Raw genomic sequence first — 19144 nt, 5'->3', positions numbered from 1 at the left:
GGTGCACATTGGCAGCTCTGCCTGTCCAAAAAGGAAAGGAACTCATATGAAACCATCAATTATGAACCAATCAAATGTACATGAATCAATGGATACGATTTTACAAGATGTACAGAGAACCATTTTACAAACCAACGAAATCGAACGCTTCGCTGTTTTTTCTCGTGAAAAAACCATTCGACCGCGGCCATATCACCTCTCTCATTTATTTCTCGACAATCACATGGAGCAGGAGGCCGCAGTTCAATCGATACAGATGCAAACGGCTTCCCCTGCTTTAGCGGACATGCCGCCTGCCCTTTCCTATGGAGGGGATCTAGATGTTAAGGAAGGAGCCCAAACCTTGCAGGACGCCTTAACAGAGGCGGCAAAAACGACAAATGGGCTGACTTATATCGTCAATAGTGAAAATGAACTCACACAATCCTACGCGCAGTTAAAGGAGGACGCTGAGCGGGTTTTGACAGGTTTGAGGGCGCTCGGACTTGAACCGGGTGATCCTGTGTTCTTTCAGTTTTCATCCAATCATGCGATGGTAACAGCCTTTTGGGCGTGTGTGTTAGGGGGATTTGTTCCAACACTAGTGTCCGCTGCACCGACCTATCGTGAAATGAATGCCTCCGTGAAGAAGCTTCATCATGCGTGGAACCTGCTGGAGCATCCGCTCATTTTAACAGATGACTCGCTGATTGAAGAGGTGCAAGGCTTAGCATTATTGTGGCATACAGACAAGTTACGAGTCGCAGCCGTTGAACCGATGCTTTCTTTAGAAAGAGATATAGAGGCTTATCCAGCGTCACCGGATGATTCAGTCTTTTTTATCTTAACGTCTGGAAGTACAGGGATGCCCAAATGCGTAGAGCATTCTCATCGAAGTGTGCTGGCGAATGTCAAAGGAACAGTGGCAGCCAATGGGTTTACACAAGAGGATGTGTCGTTAGACTGGATGCCTTTAGATCATATTGGCGGCATTGTGATGTTTCACCTTGTCAATGTGTACACGGGCTGTGAGCAGGTTCGGGCAAGAACAGATGATTTTATCGCTCAGCCGCTGCGCTGGCTTGACTGGATGGACCGCTACCGTGCAACGAAGACATGGGCGCCTAACTTCGCATTTGCGATGATCAATGATTATGAGAAAGACATTTCGTCAGGATCTTGGGATCTTTCTGCTATGACTTGTATGATCAATGGGGCAGAAGCGGTCGTACCGAAGACGATTCACCGATTTTTACACTTGCTGGCTCCGCACGGCTTAAAGGGAGACGTCATTAGACCGGCTTTCGGCATGTCTGAAATCTCTTCAGCTGTTGTCTTCTCTTTTGCGATAGAGCGGGGAGATGAAAGCAGCGGGGTTCTAACCTTTGAGGAAACATCACTCACAGAGCAGCTAAGACCAGCGGAGGCACGTGAGACAGGAACTGTCAGCTTTACAGAGCTGGGAAGACCGATTCCTGGTATCACGATTCGTATTGTTAATCATCAGCATGAGCTTCTTCCCGAAGATCATATTGGCAGTGTTCAAATTAAAGGGCCGACGACAATGAAGGGCTATTACAAGAATGACGAAGCGAATCAAGAAGTCTTTCAAACAGACGGCTGGTTCCACACAGGGGATTTAGGTTTTCTGCACGAAGGAAGGCTGACATTAACCGGAAGAGAAAAAGACATGATCATCATCAACGGGAAAAATTATCACAACTATGAAATAGAAGTCATTGCAGAGGAAGTACCCGGCGTCGAAACGAGCTTTGTAGCCGCCTGTTCCGCTCGGATGGAAGCATCTGCATCCGACGAGCTGATTCTCTTTTTTACACCGAAGCTGTATGAACCTTCTTATATCATGAGGGCAAGTCAGACTATTAAATCCCATATTGCAACAAAAATGGGGCTGTCAGCATCGCGCGTGATTCCTGTCCAGAAGCATGCCTTTCCGAAAACAAGCTCTGGAAAAATAGAAAGGGCACAGCTCAAGAAGCGATGGCAGGAAGGCGAATTTGATGAAATCATTAAGGAGCTGGACATTAGACTTGAAAATGAACACACCTTGCCTGATTGGAGTTTACAAAAAAAGTGGACACCTGCTCCGCTTTATAAAGCTGAAAAACAAACAGCAGGGGACACGGTGATCTTTGCAGACACATTAGGGCTGACAGATCAATTGAGATCCCTTTCAAGCAATGAACAAACTTATATTACGGTTGAACCGGGTCAAGCATTCACACAACTCACACAAACACACTTCATCATCCACCCGAATCGGCCGTCTGACTACGAACAACTCTTTGAGACGCTCCGTTCGTATGGCGTTTCGGTGAAACAAATCATTCACCTTTGGAACTACACAACTCAAGAAGACACACTTCATGCGGCGTTGGCGAAAGAAGCACAGGAAGCTGGCAGCATGAGTGCATTATATGTAACAAAAGCGATCGCTGCCTATGAGGAGCCGGTAGAGATCACCTTTGTCTCTGCTCATGCGATGAATTTGCCAGAAGATCAAACACATGATGTGGAGAAAGCAACGACAGCAGGACTGATGACAGCTGTTCAGCATGAATGGCCGTTTATCAAGGTGCGGTGTCTTGATTTTTCTCTGGCAGAACCGGACGCTGGCCGTTCTCATGCATCATCAATCATGACAGAGCTCACACATGACACAAGCCATCATATCGCCGCTTATCGCGAAGGTGTTCGTTATACTCCTCTTTTAACACCGCTTCATCTGGAAAAAGAACAAAGGATGAAGAAACCGCCATTTGAATCATCCGGGCTTTATGTGATGACAGGCGGGCTTGGCGGCATTGGACGAATGCTGAGTGAGCACCTGCTGACATCCTATCAAGCGCAACTTGTGCTGGTTGGAAGAAAGGCGAGAGAGGCTTTATCTATGGAGCAGCAAGACGTATTGATTTCACTTGAGAAACTAGCGGAAAAGCGCGGAGGCACAGTTCTTTATGAAAAAGTAGACATCACTGACGCAAAAGCCATTGAAGAACTGATCTCAAGACAGGAGACGGCTTTAGGCAAAAGGCTTCATGGCGTTATTCATTTCGCTGGCATCATTCAAGAAGAGCTGCTTCGTGATATGACGTCTGTGTCATTACATGCGATGTACGAAGCGAAGGTATATGGCACGATTGCGCTTCATGAAGCAGCCTCTAAACGGCACAATGTCTTATTCCTTTCTAGCTCGTCAGCGCGAACGTTAAAGGGCGGGATGACCGTTGGGGCTTATTGTGCAGCCAATGAGTTCGTTGAACAATTTGCTCATTATCAGAGGCTGACATCTTCAGTGAAGCCGTATTGCTTTAGCTTTAGCATGTGGGATGAGACCGGAATGAGTGAAGGCTCAATGATCAAAGGCATGCTAAAAGAAAGGGGCTATCTCCCGATTTCAAAACGGGCGGGCATTCAAACAATGCTAGCATGTTTGATGACAGAGGCTCCTCTCATTTATATCGGGTTGGATCGATCGAAGCAGGAAATTCAAGAAATGATACAAGGGGAGATACAAACAGAGCAGGCCGTATATGTCTTTTTCAAGACCGATCAAACAAAGGCTGTTGAAGAAAGGCTGTATCAGTCCATTTATACGTGTATACTGTCTCGTCTCTCTGGTGAATGTTCCGTCCATCTATATCCTGAAGAATACTGGAAAGAAACAGAGGATGGGATGCCGGACGAAGTGCATTTCAATGAATTAATAGAGGAAAGTGGACATGCTTCAGAGGACAGAGCACCTCAAACCGAGACGGAGAAACTCTTGGCACACATTTGGTCCGAGCTGCTTGATGTCTCAAACATCAGCTGTGGTGATCATTTCTTTTTACTCGGAGGTCATTCGCTCAAGGCAACGCAAATGCTGTCTGCTGTTAGACAAAAAACGGGATTTGACGTACCGCTCGCTGTTCTTTTTGAGCATACGAGACTTGGAGAGTTAGCGGACTGGATGGATTCACATGCCAAAGCCGATGAAGCAATTCCGATACGGAAGATAGAAAAGGGTCAGGAGCTTCCGATGTCCTATGCCCAGCAAAGACAATGGTTTCTCTATCAATTACAGCCCGATCTGCCATTATACAATAATACAATTTCCTTTCGGATGAATGGACCTTTAGATGTAAAGGTGCTTCAACGCAGCCTGCAGGAAATGGTGCAAAGGCATGAATCACTCAGAACATCCTTTGCGATGAACGGCGATGAACCGGTACAGATCATACATGAGCATATGATTCTTCCAGCGCTTGAGGTGGTTGATGTATCAGATTTGGCATCACAGGAAGAAAAAGAACAAAAAGCGGCTGAGTGGGCGAAAAAAGAAGCGGGCACACCTTTCCGCTTAGAGCATGATGCACTTTTTCGCGCGAAACTGATTCGACTGTCAGAAACAGATCATTTGCTGCTGATGTCCATTCACCACATCGTGTCAGATGGCTGGTCGATTGGCATTGCCGCAAGGGAGCTGTCCGAATGGTATACAGCGATGATCGAGGGGAGGGAGCCTGATCTCTCACCGCTGCCGATTCAATATGCAGATTACGCACTTTGGCAGAAGGAGTATTTGACTGGAGAAACACTGCATCAGCAGCTTTCTTATTGGAAGGAGCAATTTGCGGTACCTGTGGAAGAGTTGCTGCTGCCGTATGATTATACGCGGCCGGCCGTTCAATCTTACAGAGGAAAGACGAAAAAATACCGCCTGTCGAAGCCGCTGTCTGAGCAGCTGGCTGCTCTTTCTAAAAATACAGACAGCACCCTTTATATGACATTACTTTCGGCTTTCTCTACCTTGCTGCATCGATTGTCTTCACAGGATGAGTTTGTCATTGGATCCGTCATTGCCGGGAGAAATCGAGCAGAGATGGAGCAGCTCATCGGATTTTTCGTGAATACACTGGCACTTCGGATCGATCATAGCGGGAATCCGGCTTTCACAGAGCTATTAGAGCGAGTGAAGAAAACAACAATGGGCGCCTATGCGCATCAGGATGTGCCGTTTGAGATGATCGTAGATGAGCTGAATATTGTACGTGAGGCTGGCAAGCAGCCGCTGTTTCAGGTCATGTTCGTTCTGCAAAACCTGCCCCTTGAAGCTTCTCCAATGGGTGAGGCGACATCCGTTTTAGCCATTGAGGATAACGATACGGCTAAATTTGATCTATCCCTGTTTGTTTTTGAAGGAGCGGAGGGTCTTCAATTAAAACTGGAGTATGATGCAGATTTATTTTCTGACGACACGATGGATCGGTTCCTTTGTTACTACGAGCAGCTGCTTGCATGTATTTGTGAAAATCCAGCACAGCCGATCAGACAAATGAATTATCTGCCAGAGAAAGAGAGGCAGCAGCTGCTCTATGAATGGAGCGGCAAAACAGAACAACCAGCAGGCCCGCTTCTCATCACAGAACGGTTTGAAGCGCAGGTGAAAAAGACACCTCATGCGATCGCCCTCGAATCGGGGGAATACCAGTGGACGTATCAGGAGTTGCAAGAGAAAGTCGATCGGCTTGCTGCTTATTTGCAGCAGCGAGGAGTGAAGCCGCATGAACCAGTAGGGCTTCTGATCGACAGGTCGCCTGAAATGATTTTTGGGGTGCTGGCAATTGTAAAAGCAGGCGGGGCCTATGTCCCAATTGATCCTGAATATCCAGAAGCACGCATTGATTATATGCTCAGGGATACAGGTATTCAGCTGTTACTAACAAAAAATGAATGGCTGAAACAAGTCTCGATCAGTCAAACCGAGCTCATTTGTCTTGATCAGGGGTATGAAGAGTTTTTATCAGAGGTAGAATTCAAACCTGCTGCTTTAAAACCTGATGGACTTGCTTATATCAATTACACATCAGGATCAACCGGTCAGCCAAAAGGGGTTTTAATTCCGCATCAAGCGGTCATCCGGCTTGTATGTGAAACAGATTATGTCACCCTTGATGAACATACGCGCATTTTACAAATCGCGAGCTTTTCCTTCGATGCCTTTACGTATGAAATATGGGGAGCCCTGCTCAACGGAGGAAGACTGATACTGACCGATCGAAATACGATTTTATCAATGGATACGCTGGCTGACACGCTGACATCTTACAAGATCACAACAGGATTTCTGACAGTGCCGCTGTTTAACCGGTTAACAGAGGAACATCCAGAAGCTTTATGTGGATTCGAAGCATTATTGGTCGGTGGTGATGCTTTATCAGCTGCTCATATCCGTAAAGCGCTGCCGTATTTACCTGAAGGCCTTTTAAACGGCTATGGACCAACTGAGAATACGACGTTCTCCTGTGTGCATCACATTCGGGCACTGGATGACGGGCAGACCACGGTTCCTATCGGTCAGCCAATTGCGTATTCACAAGCCTATGTACTAGACGACCAGCTGCAGCCGGTTCCGCAAGGTGTTATTGGAGAGATCTATGTAGGCGGTACAGGGCTTGCACTCGGATACCTTGGAGATGAAGAAAAAACATCGCAATCATTTATCCCGCATCCTTTCCAAGAAGGAGCGCGTTTATATAAAACAGGCGATATGGGCCGCTGGCTGCCAAACGGCATCATCGACTGCCTTGGAAGAATCGATCATCAAGTAAAAATTCGCGGACACCGCGTCGAATGCGGAGAAATTGAAGCCGCTATGCTGCGCTTTGAAGACATCATAGAATGTGCGGTCATTCCGCATCAGCATGAGAGTGGTCATAAGCGTTTGATCGGTTATTTTGTCCAAAAGGGCAGCATGACCACGCAAGACATTCGCCATCAATTAAAAGAAATACTCCCAGATTATATGGTTCCAAGCTTATTAATAGAGCTGGAGGAACTCCCGCTCACGGCAAATGGCAAGGTAGACCAAAAACGTCTCCCGCCGCCAGAGTGGAAGCAGGAAGAAGTGGACAAACCGGCTGACAGGGCACTCAGTGAGGAAGAACGTGTACTGGAAAAAGTGTGGACTCAGCTGCTCGGTACTCCTTCGATTGGCGTACATGATAACTACTTTGAGCTTGGCGGAGATTCAATTATTGTTATACAAATGGTGGCGCGCTTAGCACAGGAAGGCTACGTCATTCAGCCGAGAGATGTATTTGAAAAACAGACGATTTCACAGCTGGCACTCGCAATGAAAAGGGCAGATGTTTCTGTAACCTATGATCAGTCGCCTGTCACAGGAGCTGTTCGCCTGCTTCCGATCCAATCATGGTTCTTTGAGCAATCATTGACAAACCAAGATTATTGGAATTTATCAGCGCATATGGAATTCAAGCAATCCATACAGCTAAAGCAGCTGACACAGGTTCTCTCAAAAATTGTCGATCATCACGATATGCTGAGAGCGGTATATACAAAAGCAGCAGATGGCTCGTGGATTCAAACCATTCGTGCGCCTGGCATCACCCCTTGTGTCACCTTCTTTGATTTGACGGGTGTTTCTCAGAAAGAAGCGCTGGAACAAATCCGCATGGAGACCGCCGCTTGTCAAGGAACGTTGTCATTAGAGCGAGGAGAATTGATCAAAGCCATCCTTTTTCACACAAGTAATGGTACGTCAGAACTCTTTATCGCTGCCCACCATCTTGTGATGGATGGAATCTCATGGCGCATCATACAGGAAGACCTATTAAATGGACTGAAGCAGCTTGCGGCAGGGCAGGAAATCGAGCTTGCAAAGAAAACGGCGTCCTATCAGCAGTGGGCAGATGCTCTTTATGAATATGCACAAACCGATCAATTACAAGAGCAGGTTCCTTTTTGGCAAAAGATCACGAGCCAAGAGGAAGAGGGTTCTCCTTTTCAAACACCTGCGCTTTTCAATATAGAAGAACATGCAGAGATCCTGTCTATTCAATTGACGAAGGATCAAACAGATATTTTACTAAGACAGGCATCACAAGCGTACCGAACAGAGGTAAACGATTTACTCTTATCAGGACTCACGCAAGCCGTTGGAAAGCCACTACTCATTACGTTAGAAGGGCACGGACGCGAGGATTTATTTGAACAGATGGATTTGTCACGAACAGTCGGATGGTTTACAAGTTCTTATCCTATTTTTATTCCTTTTATTCAAACCGATGTTGAGAGACAAATCAAAGATGTCAAAGAAACCTTAAGAGCTGTGCCGCAAAAAGGAATCGGCTATGGCTTGCTTCAATACATGACAGCATCTCGTTTACTCAAAAAAGCAGCGCCGCAGATGAGCTTTAATTATCTTGGACAGTTAGATCAAATAGACGGTGAAGCACATCTTTATTTAGCAGATGAACGAAATGGACATGTACATGATCCAAAAGCAGAAAGACAGCATTTGATCGATGTGTACGGATATGTTGTGAACGGTCAGCTTCAGATGAATTTTATGATCCATCGTGAACTGCTTCAGTATGAAGAGGTGCGCTTGTTACCTGAACGATTCAAAGAAAAAATGGAGGATATTCTGACGCATTGTATAGAGACAAAAGGCGGCTTTACACCATCTGATTTTCCAATGGTTCAGCTGACACAAAAGCAAATCGATGAGCTTCCAGAGAATGTAGTGGATGTGTATCCACTATCTCCAATGCAGCAAGGGATGCTGTTTCATGCACTATTAGATCAAGCATCACAGGCGTATTTTGGTCAAGTGCATATGACGCTCGAAGGCTTAACGGACGGCGCAGCCTATGAAAAGGCCTGGAATCTGCTTGTAGAGCGTCATTCGATTTTGCGGACAACATTTGCTTGGGAAGGGCTAAAGGAGCCTGTTCAGTTGATTCAATCAGAAGGAAGCATTCATCTCACTCAGCACGATGTGCGCCACCTGAGTGAAACGGATCAGAAGGAAGCCATCAAGCAATATTTGCAAACAGATCGTTTAAAGGATTTCAAACTAGAGGATATGAATGAACCACTGATTCGTATTGCTTTATTCCATCGAGATGAAAACACATGCACGTTTGTTTTTAGCTTTCATCATATTTTAATTGATGGCTGGAGCTTGTTCAGCTTTATTGAAGAATCCTTTTCTTTGTATCGCTCTCTTGTGGATGAACGGGAGATGGATCTTCCTGCTGTACGTCCATATAAAGATTTTATCGAGTGGCTGCAAAAGCAGGATCAAGAGAAGGCGCTAGAGTTCTGGAAACGTTATATGTCAGGAGTAGAGGAGGCTACCCCGCTTCCAGGAGACGGCGGGCATGTTTCGGATGAAGAAGCAGGTGTTGATCAGCTAAGTATCAAACTAACGCCCGAGATGCAGCAGAAACTCGAAGAGATGACAGGCAAGAAGAAGGTGACAATGAGCACCTTGATTCAGACAGCATGGGGGCTGCTTTTGCATCTTCATTCAGGATCAGAGGATGTCGTATTCGGAGTGACAGTATCAGGACGGCCGGCGGACTTACCACAGGTTGAAAGCATGACAGGGCTCTTTATTAACACATTGCCGCTCCGTTTGCCGATCACGCCAGAGTGGACCATTTCCAAGCTGCTGGCACATACACAAGAAACAGTATTTCAGATGCGGGAATTCGAATATACCGTACTGCCAGATATTCAGCAGCTGACCCACATTCCGAATGGAGATTCATTGTTTAACAGCATTGTCGTGTTTGAAAACTATCCGATTGAATCTATCGAGCCATACGGAGTACGCATTTTAGATATTGCGAGTCATGAAGAAACGAACTATGACCTGACCCTTGTGGCAGTTCCGGGAGATACACTTGAGCTGCGGGTCACATACCGCTTCAATCAATATACAGAAAAGCAAATACAATCGCTGATGCAGCAGCTGATTCACACACTTGAAGCCATGACAGAACAAATGGAGATACCTCTCTCTTCCTTCACGATCGTCACGAATGAAGAAAAAGAGCAGATGATCACCGATTGGGCGAAAAACGCACAAGTCAGCGTGCTGTACCCAGATCAAGAAGAGGTCTATTCAGGTGTACATGATCCTTCCTGTGAGACGGAAATATACGTCCTGAGCGAAGAGCATCAGCTTATGCCGGTAGGATTTTCTGGAGATATTTTTATCGGCGCAAAGGATATTAAAGCACTTTGCGGGGAGCTTGCCGATTGGATGGAGACGCATAAAATTCCGCATCCATTCAAACATCAAACTGGCGAATACCTCTATCCGACAGGGGATGTCGGCGTTTGGACTGAAGAAAACAAGATTCAGATTTTGGATTGGATGTAGGAGGAGAAGAAACGATGTTAGTGAGTAGACGAAAAGGACATGCAGCAAATCATATCGTCAGAATCAACGGAAAACGGATGGATCTTAAAGCATTAGAGCAAGTCATGATGCTTCATTTTCCACTAAAGGAATGTGCAATCATTCCAAAGAAAAATCAAGAAGGCAGTCTATCGCTTGTGCTATTTGCACAGGCGAAGGACTCTTCGCTGACAAGGGAGGATCTGATGAAAGGTCCGCTTCATCCTCATGAAGTGCCAGCCGCTCTCGTCTTATTACCTTCTTTGCCAAAGACAGAAAGTGGAGCAGTCGACACAGAGGCACTGCTTTCAATTGAAATCATAGATCAAGAGGAATTAAGAAAGATAGAACAGCGCACCAAAGCTATAGATGGAGTAGAGGCAGCGGCCGCTTTCATTGAAAGTCAGTCAGAAAAACGCACGCCCTATCACTTAGATGACCTGTTTCCTGATCGACAGCGTACTCAAGGGAACGGACCGATTTCGAAAAGTGAAGCGGGCAAAACAAAACAATCATCTGTCCATGAGAAGCCGCCCGCACTTGTGTATGGCGGAGATGTGATCAAAAAACCAGGCACACCTGTCACGCTGACAGAGGTGCTGATTCGATCAGCCTTTATGTCACCAGACCGCGGGGTGACTTATATAAAAGAAGGCGGGCGTACGTTGACCCAAACCTATCCTGAATTATTAACAAGCGCTGAACGGGTTCTGTCCGGTTTAAGGGCAGCAGGACTGACAAACGGCGATCAAGTGTTACTTCAATTGAAAGATCATCAAGATTTTATCACGGTGTTCTGGGGCTGTATTCTCGGAGGAATCATTCCGACCCCGGTCTCTGTGCCGCCTGTTTATGATGAAATGAATCAAGGTGTGAATAAGCTGAAGGGCGTGTTTCAGCTGCAAAATGAACCTTTCATTATTACGAATGAAGCAAGTGTTGAGGACATTGCTGGGCTGCGTGAGACATTTGAAGCAAAGGTCATACCTATCTTAACAATTGAAGCATTGCTGGCATATGAACCAGATGAACAGCATTATGAGCCGGAGCCGGATGAGCCTGTGCTGCAGCTGCTGTCTTCAGGAAGTACGGGTGTACCAAAGTGTATCCGTCATCATCATCAAAGCATTTTATCTAGAATTGTGGCCTTTGAGCAGGTAAACGGCTTTACACATGAGGATGTGTCACTTAACTGGATGCCGCTTGATCATGTTGGTGGAATTGTCATGTTTCATGTACATGACGTCTACCTCGGCTGCCAGCAGATTAGTCCCTCCATCGATCAATTTATCGAGCGGCCGATGGTGTGGCTGGATTGGGTAGAAACATACGGTGTCACAAGGACATGGGCGCCAAACTTTGCCTTTGCCATGATGAATGAATATGAGGACGACATTCGTAAGGGGAGCTGGGATCTGTCCACTCTGACTTATATCATGAATGCAGCCGAAGCGGTTGTCCCGAAAGTCACACAGCGCTTCATGCACATGATGGGACAGCACGGATTAAACCGCCATGCAATGGTACCTGCATACGGCATGTCAGAAACATCCTCAGCCATTGTTCAGTCAAAAAAATTCATGCGGAACGGTGAACAGGATGGACAGCTGACGATTGATCAAACCTCGTTAACAAGTGAGATTGAATATGTGACGCACGATCATCCGAACAAGATGACGTTTACAGAAGTCGGCACGCCGATTCCATCTGTATGGATTCGAATTGTAGATGAGCATCACGAGGTGCTGCCAGAAGATCAGGTTGGGCGCTTGCAGGTGAAAAGTCCAACAATTATGATGGGCTACTATCAAAATGAGGAAGCCAATCAAGAAGTATTTGCGGAAAACGGCTGGTTTCACACGGGGGATTTAGGCTTTATTCACGAAGGGCGTCTCGTTCTGACCGGTCGAGAAAAAGACATCATTGTCATCAACGGCGCTAATTATTTGAATTACGAAATTGAAGCGGTTGTAGAAGAGGTGGACGGGGTGGAAGTCACCTTTGCCGCTGCGTACGGCATTTACAATCCCGAATCAAGCAATGACACGCTTGCCGTCTTTTTTGTCTCACAAAGGGATTCAATAGAGGAACAAATCACGATGATTCAACAGATTAGAGAAGCTATCATTCGAAAAATCGGCATAGAGCCTGATCACATCATACCGGTGAAAAAAGATCAATTTCCGAAAACGGAGAGTGGGAAAATTCAGCGTGCCCAGTTAGGCGTAGCACTAAAAGAAGGAGCCTTCCGTGACATTGAACAGGCACTGGATCTTGCTTCTGAAAATGAACAAACACTCCCAGATTGGTTTTTCAAACGCATTTGGGCTAAGGAGCATATCGGTCCAACTCAGCCTTTTGCTGACCATGTACTCGTTTTCGAGGATGAAAAAGGACTTTATCAATCGCTTTACGCCCAATTTGAACAAAAGAATCAGCCATATATTTCTGTGAGAAAAGGGCATGAATTTTTGCGTCTTTCCAAAGGGATGTACCAGATGAACCCGAGAATCAAGGGGGATTACGTCAGGCTCGTTGCAGCACTTGAAGCAGATGAACTAAAGACAGAGCGCATGCTCCATCTGTGGAATGTGTCAGACAAAGAAGACATCGTTGATCCGGCGCAGTTCAAAGAGCTGCATGCCTGCACCAATCAATCCATTTTGTACTTGTATCAAGCATTGAGACAAGCAAATAAAGAGCTCATCCGTCTTGTCGTTGTGACAAAAGGTGGTCAATTTGTGAAGCCTGAAGACGATCTTCATGTAGAGAAAACGCCGCTTGTAGGTCTGCTAAAAACCATTCCGCAAGAATGGGAAGGAGCAGAGGTGTCTCATCTTGATATTGAAGCGGAGAATGTAGAACAGGATGCCAAGCATATTGCGGAAGAATTGTCTGCGATTCATATAAAAGCGGAGGTATCTTACCGAAATGGAGACAGATTCGTACCAAAGCTGGAAAAAGTCGATATGCTCGAAGCGCCTCAAACAGAAGGGTTTTTAGAATATGAAGGTCTTTATTTATTAACTGGAGGACTTGGCGGGATTGGATTTGAGCTGTCTAAGCAAATGCTCCAATTTGGCTTAAAGCTCGTATTGATCGGACGGACATCTCTGGAAGACAGCTTGGAAAAGAAAGAAGCCTTCTCACAGCTAAAAGATATTGGTGACGTCATTTATATCCAAGCGGATGTGACCGATTTACGTGACATCGAGCAGGCGATTTATAAAGCAGAAAAGCATTTTGGACAATCAATTCGGGGGGTGCTGCATTTAGCCGGTGCTGGTAATGTGTCTGAGCATTTTCAGCAGGTGGACAAGTATACACTAGCTCATACGTCAGAAGAGGATTTCACAAAAGAAATGTCAGGGAAAGCAGATGGAGCTTGGGTCCTGCAGGAAGCCTTTAAGTATGATCCGACAGTACCGCTTGTCTTTTTTGGATCGGTCAATGGCTTTTTTGGCGGCACAACATTTGGGGCATACTCTGCGGCCAACAGCTTTTTAGATGGACTCGCGCATGCTCTCACCTTTCAAGAAGGAAGACGAGCGATCTCTTTGAACTTCAGTATGTGGGATAATCTCGGTTTGTCTAAGGGGCATACCGGAGCAGCTCTCACCGTTCGCAAAGGATTTCAATTGATTGGAAAGAAGCAAGGTCTCCATTCATTATGTCTAGGTGTCCGGCTGAATGAAGCGCATCTGTTTATCGGTCTGGACGGAGCAAATCCAGACATCGCCGGGTATCTTCAGCCAGCTCCAATACCGGTCTTTGAGAAAAAGCTTTTTTACACCGTTCATCTTGGCAAAGAAGTGCATGTTGAAGAGATCACGAGCGTCGCAGCAGGCAAATGGGACATTCAGCAAGTACAGGAAATACCGAAAAAACAAGATGGCTCTATTGATCTTGAAGCCCTCAAACTGAATCATGACAAAAATGCACAAAGACTTGAAAAGCAATTGCCAGAAACGAAGACAGAGCAGCTTCTTGCCGCCATTTGGGAGGACATTTTAGATGTAGATCGTGTGTTTAAAGAGGATCAATTCTTCGACCTTGGCGGACATTCACTAAAGGCGACTCAAACCATATCTCGGATCAATCATGAATTTTCAATTAAGGCGCCTTTAAAAATATTATTTGAAAGCAAACATCTGGCACATCTGGCGCAAATGGTTGATGACATCAAAGGGACGCCAGCCGTTCAGGAAGCCAAAATTCCAAAGCTTGAAAAGCAAACGAGCTATGAGCTGTCACATGCCCAGAAGCGTATTTGGTTCTTATCGACATTAGAAAAGAGCCATCATTACAATATATTAGGTGCTTGGAAGCTGACAGGACCATTACACATTCAAGCATTAACAAAAGCGATTGGTCTTTTAACAAAGCGGCATGAAGCACTTCGGGCAGTATTTAAATCACTTGGCGGCAAGCCGGTTCAACTCATTCGTGAAGACCTTCCGCCATCTGTCACAGTGGCAAATTTCTCGTTATTTAATGAAAAAACAAGAGCGAGAAGACTCAAGCAGCTCATTCAGCAAGAGGCAGAACGCGTCTATGATTTAGAAAGAGGACCTCTTGCGCAGTGGACGATAGTAGATATGGGCAAGGAGGAGTATTATCTCCTTTGCGCGCAGCATCACATCATTTCAGATGCATGGTCACTCAGCCTGCTCATTCAGGAGTTAGAAGTGGCATATGACGCACTGCTTGCAGATGAAACGCCGCAGCTCCCAGCCTTAGAAATCGAATGGACGGATTATGTACATTGGGAAAATGAACAATTAAAGCATCATCAAGAAGATCAAACCTATTGGCTCAATACGTTACAAGGTGAACTTCCAGTGCTGGAACTGCCGTTTGACCGTCCTCGTCCGCCGGTTCAAACATTTAACGGTGCTACAGAGCAAATCGTACTGGATGAACCGCTTATCCGCCGCTTGCAGGCTTTGTCCAAGCAGCAGGGCACGACGCTGTTCATGACGATGCTGTCCGCGTACTACGTCTTGCTTCACAAGCTGTCCGGACAGACAGATATCATTATTGGATCACCTATAGCAGGGCGGGATGCCAAGCAATCAGAGCAGCTTGTTGGGATGTTTGTGAATACACTTGCGCTGAGACAGGACGTCTCAACAGCAGAGACGTTCGCTGATCTCTTGGAAAATGTGAAGGAGATGACGTTAAAAGCCTTTGAGCATCAGCATTATCCATTTGACAAGCTTGTCGATGATCTTTCGTTAGATCGAGACTTAAGCCGGTCACCTATTTTTCAGGCGGCCATGGGGTATGTCACCGATTCGCTCGATGTAAATCTCAAAGGGCTGACAAGTGAACATGTGATGGTCCATCATACAGTATCTAAATTTGATCTCACCCTGCATATATTTGAACAGGAAGAGCAGCTGTCGATTCATGTGGAATACAATACGGATTTATTTGATCAAGAGACTATCCAACGTTATATGAACTATTATCTCCATTTGTTAGATGGCATGACGGCTCAGCCTGAGCGTACATTTGCTGATTATTGCTTAATGGACAAAGCGGAACAGGCGGCCATGATTATAGGAAAAAATCAAACAGATACGCTATATCCAAAGCGTACGCTTCAAGAACTGTTTGAAGAGCAGGTGCAGCGTGATCCGCATCGTATTGCCTTGTCCTATATGGATGAGCACATGACGTATGAAGCCTTGGATGAGAAGGCGACAAAGCTTGCTGCTTACTTGCAGTCAAAAGGAATTGGACCAGGCTCCCTTGTACCGATGCTATTTGATCGCTCCTTTGACATGATTGTGTCGGTCCTAGGAATCGTCAAATCTGGTGCTGCGTATGTTCCGATGTCACCTGAATATCCTGATGCACGCATCCGTCTCATCGTTCGTGATACGCAAAGCGATGTGATCATCACCCAGTCTCATCTTGCAGATCGTCTCGTAGACTTTACAGGCACAAAGATTGTCATGGACAAGCCAATACTAGAAACAAATGCAGTGTATCAAAGAGAAGCATCGATCATAGGGGAAGACCAAATAGCCTATGTCAACTACACATCAGGCTCAACAGGTACACCAAAAGGCGTGATGCTCCCTCATGCAGGAGTTGTCCGCTTGGTTAGAGAAACAAATTATATAAAGCTCGGTCCAGATGACAAAATGCTTCAGCTCTCAAACTATGCTTTTGATGCCTTTACATTTGAATTATGGGGAATGCTGCTGAATGGCGGTCAGCTGATTCTGCTCCCAAAATATGCAGCACTGAATATGGACGAATTAACGCAGTTCATCAAAACGCATCAAGTCACAGCCAACTGTCTGCCAACCGCTTTATTTAATCGATTGGTGGAGCATGATCCAAAAAGTGTGGCAGGCTACCGCACATTACTCGTTGGCGGGGAAGCCATGTCAAGTGAGCATGCACGAAAGGCATTGCTGCATATGGAAGGTGTGCTCGTCAATGCTTACGGTCCAACAGAAAACACGACATTAGCCACAACACATCAAGTCACACACGTGCCAGCAGGCGCAAAATCAGTTCCAATTGGTGTGCCAGTGTCGAATTCAACTGTCGTCATACTGGACGATGCGCTCAATCCAGTACCAGCAGGCGTCAAAGGAGAAATTTATATCGGCGGAACTGGCCTTGCGAAAGGCTACCTTCATGATCCAGAGCAGACAAAGGAGCGGTTTATTGATAATCCTTTCCATGAACTAAAGGGAGACAAACTGTATCGTTCAGGCGACCTTGGTACATGGCGGTCAGATGGCACTATTGAATATCTTGGCCGAAAAGATCATTTGGTGAAAATTAGAGGCTACCGAATTGAATGCGGAGAAATTGAGACAGCCCTGCTCAAGCATCCACAAGTCAAAGAATGTACAGTCATCGCCAAAACGTATGGCAGCTCAAAACGGCTGGCGGCCTACCTTGTGACAAACGGAGAAAATCCTGTTCCGGGCTGGAAAGCCTTTTTACAGGAAAGCCTGCCAGGCTATATGATTCCAAGTTACTTTGTCGTACTGGATGAAATGCCGGTGACAACGAACGGAAAGGTTGATCAAAAAGCACTGCCAGAGCCAACAGAAACAATCTCCCTTTCTGATAATGACGATAAACCGGTCACTGAAACGGAGGAGCGGATTGTCGCAGCTTTCAAGGAAGTACTTGGTGTGAAACAAGTAGGTATGCATGACTCCTTCTTTGATCTGGGCGGCGATTCCATCATGAGTATTCAGGCTGTCGCCAAATTAAAAGAAAAAGGTGTTCGTGTTGATCCAAAATGGATTTTCATGCACCCGGCGCCTGCCCAGTTAGCCGCACATTTAGAATCAGTGCCAGAAGCCGCTGAGAACATCGAAAGGTCTCCGAAGGACTATGTGATTGAGCTGAAAAAAGGCGACCCAGCCGAACCGAGAATATTCTTTGCACCGCCAGCTGGTGGAACGGTGATGGGCTATATCGATGTTGCTAAGCTTATGACACATCAAGGCGCTGTGTACGCCTTGCAGTCTCCTGGCCTATATGAGGATGAAGAGCCGCAATTCCTCCATTATACGGAGCTTGTGACCCTTTTTATTGAAGCCATTGAAACGTTCTACCGTCCGGGCATTGACTATCTCGCAGGGCATTCAATGGGCGGGCATCTTGCCTACGGAATGAATCAGCGGCTCTGCCATGCAGGAAAAGCACCGAAAGGACTCATCATTTTAGATACGGTCCCAGTGCTAAGAGATGAGGCAGATCAGGCACTTCATGCCGATATGAACGAAGAAGAAGTAAAAATGCTCGCACTTGTCCTTGGAATGGGGAATCTGGTCGGCATTCAGCCAGAAGCTTTACAAGGATTGAGCTTCCAAGAAGTGAAGCAGAAAATACTCAAAGAGGCAGAAAAGGATGAAGTTGTTCATCAATTCATGAATGATCAATATTTAGATAAATATTTGCAAATGCAAACGCATAATACGATCATGTCACAAGCCATTGAATTAGAAAAAGAACCATTCCCTGTGCCATTTTATATTGTCCAAAGCAGTGATCACGCAAGCGATTTCCAGAAGAAGTTCGCAGACTGGGAGGCTTATACGAAAGAGTCGTGCTCGTATTACCACATCAAAGGCGACCATGTCACCATGATGAAAAGACCGCAGGCAGATGAACTGGCACGGATTCTTCAAACGATTATAAAGGGGTAAAGACGTATGAATCAGTTATTGAAAACCTTTGAAAAAAAATCAGATCTCATTCAGCTTATTTGTTTTCCTTTTGCCGGCGGATATTCCGCCTCATACCGTCCGCTCTTTGAACAGCTAAAAGACGTGGCCGAAGTCACAGCAGCAGAGCCCCCAGGGCACGGCACCAATCTCATGCCGCTTGAATCAAGCATTGACCGGCTGGCAGAGCTGTATAAAGAAGGACTCACGAACAAATTGAACCGCCCATTTATTCTGTTCGGACATTCAATGGGAGGACTTGTGGTATACAGACTAACCCAGCTGCTAGAAAAGGAAGGAATTTATCCCGCAGCAGTGGTGATCTCAGCCATTCAGCCTCCGCAAACTAAACGGCAGATGCTGACCCATTTATCCAATGAAGCATTTGTACAGCATATTGCCGAAATGGGCGGGATTCCAAAGGAATTATTAGAGAACAAACCAATGATGGATTACTTTACACCGTCATTGCGTGCAGACTACCGGGCACTGGAAACTTTTCAGCACACAGATCAATCGATCATCGATACACCTGTTTATTTATTCAATGGAAAGCAAGATGAGAAATGCATACAGGATGCAAGCGGCTGGCTAAAATGGGTTAAAACCATCGAACGCACCAATTTCGATGGAGGCCACATGTACATCAACACACACCTTGAGCCATTTGCAGAGCAGATGAGGCATGTCATTGAGCTTGCAGCCAAGCAGCAATTGATTAGACATTAAAAAGAAA

At 45.9% G+C, this 19144-nt stretch carries 3 protein-coding genes; all 3 read left to right on the top strand.

The features are described 5' to 3' along the window. The first annotated feature begins 46 nt into the window (after window positions 1–46). The 3 genes from MHI60_RS05390 to MHI60_RS05380 are packed head-to-tail and all read left to right on the top strand — an operon-like array spanning window position 47 to window position 19137. Window positions 47–10180: a non-ribosomal peptide synthetase gene (locus MHI60_RS05390; protein ID WP_144486099.1), complete on the top strand. Its 10134-nt coding sequence runs from the start codon at window positions 47–49 to the stop codon at window positions 10178–10180. Between the two features lie 14 nt (window positions 10181–10194). Beyond that, complete coding sequence (locus tag MHI60_RS05385; RefSeq protein ID WP_144486101.1) at window positions 10195–18390, top strand: non-ribosomal peptide synthetase; 8196 nt, start codon at window positions 10195–10197, stop codon at window positions 18388–18390. 6 nt (window positions 18391–18396) lie between these two features. Further along, window positions 18397–19137: an alpha/beta fold hydrolase gene (locus MHI60_RS05380; protein ID WP_144473071.1), complete on the top strand. Its 741-nt coding sequence runs from the start codon at window positions 18397–18399 to the stop codon at window positions 19135–19137. The last annotated feature ends 7 nt before the right edge of the window (window positions 19138–19144 follow it).

This window comes from Bacillus sp. FSL K6-3200, assembly GCF_038630485.1.
Lineage (GTDB): Bacteria > Bacillota > Bacilli > Bacillales > Bacillaceae > Bacillus > Bacillus safensis.
Note: the sequence above shows the minus strand (reverse complement) of the source record. Positions and strands in the feature narration are given on the sequence as shown.

Excerpts from the sequence above, each read along its gene's own strand:
- MHI60_RS05390 (WP_144486099.1), top strand. The coding sequence starts at position 47 with ATGAAACCATCAATTATGAACCAATCAAATGTACATGAATCAATGGAT.
- MHI60_RS05385 (WP_144486101.1), top strand. The coding sequence starts at position 10,195 with ATGTTAGTGAGTAGACGAAAAGGACATGCAGCAAATCATATCGTCAGA.
- MHI60_RS05380 (WP_144473071.1), top strand. The coding sequence starts at position 18,397 with ATGAATCAGTTATTGAAAACCTTTGAAAAAAAATCAGATCTCATTCAG.